The sequence below is a fragment of the Streptomyces sp. NPDC048419 genome (genome assembly GCF_043200415.1).
In the GTDB taxonomy this organism is placed as follows: Bacteria; Actinomycetota; Actinomycetes; order Streptomycetales; family Streptomycetaceae; genus Streptomyces.
On the sequence record NZ_JBICXT010000102.1, the window covers coordinates 1 to 2579 of the forward strand.

At 58.7% G+C, this 2579-nt stretch carries 2 protein-coding genes; one reads left to right on the top strand and one right to left on the bottom strand.

Annotated elements, in window-relative coordinates:
• Window positions 1-206 precede the first annotated feature (206 nt).
• Entirely contained in the window at window positions 207-485 is a 279-nt protein-coding gene (locus ACGFYN_RS48005; protein WP_393872261.1) for a hypothetical protein, read from the bottom strand.
• A gap of 222 nt (window positions 486-707) precedes the next feature.
• Here ACGFYN_RS48005 and ACGFYN_RS48010 point away from each other — a divergent pair, with 222 nt between their 5' ends.
• Window positions 708-2465 carry a putative adhesin gene (locus tag ACGFYN_RS48010; protein WP_393872260.1) on the top strand — a complete coding sequence of 586 codons (1758 nt, stop codon included), beginning with the start codon at window positions 708-710 and terminating at the stop codon, window positions 2463-2465.
• Window positions 2466-2579 lie beyond the last annotated feature (114 nt).

Genomic DNA, 2579 nt, shown 5'->3' on the forward strand with positions numbered 1-2579 from the left:
GCAGCGAGGTTGTCTTCCGCGAGGGCGTGCAGGGGCACACTGTCTGGTGCGGTCATCGTGCTGATCTCCTTCGAGGCTTCGTCACTTCGAAGATCAGCCGGTGGCCGTTCATCTATGCGGGCACCATCCCGATGCCAGAGCAAACCCCCGGATCAGGTCGAACCCGTACACCACTCCCCTGGACGCAACTCGCCGGTCACCTTGCCCTACCACAACGGACGCACCGAAGGCGTCAACACCCGCACCAAGAGATCATGAGACAGATGCACGGACGCGCCGGATTCGACCTCCTCCGCCACCGCATCCTCTTGCCCTGACGACCACCAGGCGTTACCACCGACCACGGGCCAGACCCGAACGTTTTGCAGACCCAACTGCCGCAAACGCCAAGTTGGCCCAATCCCGGCATCCTGGGACAATGTTGCCTCAGGGCAGTTTCCGAGCAGCGCCGAACGCAGGTCGCCGTCGAGGTTCTGCAGCTCCACAGATCCCTGCCCGTAGCAGGTTCACCGGCAGGAGGTATTTACATGACTACGAGACCGCCCCCTCCTACCTCTTCGGGAGACGGGGAAACAGCACCCACCACGGCAGAGAGCACTCCTGCAATAGCCCCGTCCACACCCCAATCCCCCACCACACCCACTGCCCGGGAAGACAAACGGAGTACATTGCCACCTGAAAGCACACTGGCGAGCGTCAGGGACATAGTGAGAAAAAATTTCGCGACCCAGTTGGCGGCCATGACAGAGTACGGGCCAGAGGAGCTCGAAATACAAAGGCTTTATTGGGCCGACGTCGTCCGACGGCACAATTGGCGGCCCGAAATGGTAGTCCTCGAAGAGGAAGCCTACAACGAGATGGAGCCAGGAGAAAAGGAAGAGTTTGCCGCCACTGAGAAAAAGCGGGTTTCAGAGGTTCTTGGCGAAGCAAAAGCAGCCGCGGAAAAATTCAAGACCTCCTACAACGAAAAATGTGTGATATGCGGCGAAAAAATCACAGGCCAGGACAACGTCAACGTTATCCCTCACGTCAGCAACCCGGTCGTCCACCTAGCCCATTACATGTGCTACAGCAATAAAACGCTGCCATTCCAGTGCACACTCTGTGCCGTTACTCCTGCGAGCCACGTGGCCACAAGTTTCCTGCAGCGTCACAATGTCCCTACGTTGGCGCTCATGGGACATGGCGGAGACGCGTCCGATAAGACATTCGTGCCGTTGGGCATGACGCTCTACACCTATGCCGAACCCGGTAAAAAGCTCACGACGGTCGAGGCAACACAAGTATGCAGAGATCCCCGTGCGCTTCCGGCCAAGGGCATCTTCCCCGAGGGGGCTACCCTCCCCAACATTGTCCTTGGGCCGCTTTCCAAGTTCGACCTGGAGCTGGATGTCGTGACCTGGGCAAGCGCGCGAAGTATGGATGTTGAACAGGCGAAGGCAATGCTGAACGAGGGCGAAGGCGATATGGCCTGGGTTGAGACGATCACACGACTCTGCACCAATCCAGGGGTGTGCCGTCGACCTTTCCATACCTGTAAGGGGATCTTGGCAACATTTCGCGGCGTGGAAAGCCTCTACATCGGCACCTGCCTCGGAGGGGGGGGCCACGGCGACGCCCCCACAGAAACCGTGCAGGCCTATAACCAACTGGCTCAAGAATTTATGGAGCAATTCCTCGGAACTCCCGATCAGGGCAAGCGGGCCCTTGCCCTATTCGGCAGACTAGAGCAACATGTGAAGAATGCGCTCCTCCGGACCACTGATTTCCCGCTCTATTATCAGTCGGCCATGGAAATGCTGGGCGAAGAACGGAAGGCAACAACCACTCCCTCCCCTAGTATCACACCCGATACCACTTCTACCATCACTCCCGGCACTACATCAACGACCACCACCACCACTCCCACCACCACTCCCACCACCACTCCCACCACCACTCCCACCACCACAGCCGCCGCCGAGGAGAAGAAGGCGACAACTGGCGCAGTCACGCGTTTCGGCGACGGTAAGCGGTGGGCTTTCCAAGCCTTGTCCGCTGGACAGCCGACCGCTGATGGCACTCTGTACACAAACGCCGTGGTGACCTACGGCGAATTCAGGTTCCAGTCAGAAATAACCATTAAAAATGACGGCGGGCAAACCTTCGCCAAGATGAAACTTCTCCGTGTACAGCCGGGAACGGCACAAGATACACAAAAATGGCGTACACGCACCGTCACGCCCAGCAGCTATTCAGAACCCGGCAGCACGCCCCGCATGGGCACATGGTTCCGCCCTGTTTCCGCCTACATATTCATCGGAGGCGACATCGTGTGCGTCGTCGAGTCCACAGCAAAAACCGCAGGAGATAAGTCTCTCCATCAAGTACTAAATCTACCGATCGGGCGCATGCCCCTTAAACAGCTAGGTATTGACGACACTCACGACCCAACGAACGGGACGGGCTGGTTCAAACTCCCGTAAACCCCGTGGCCCGCCAAGAATTTCGCCGACCTGCCTGGTGCCGAGGGGACGGCGGGCATCGATGCCGAGGTTCGGCAATGCGCACGAGGGCGGTCAAGGCGTTCACGGCCCTGG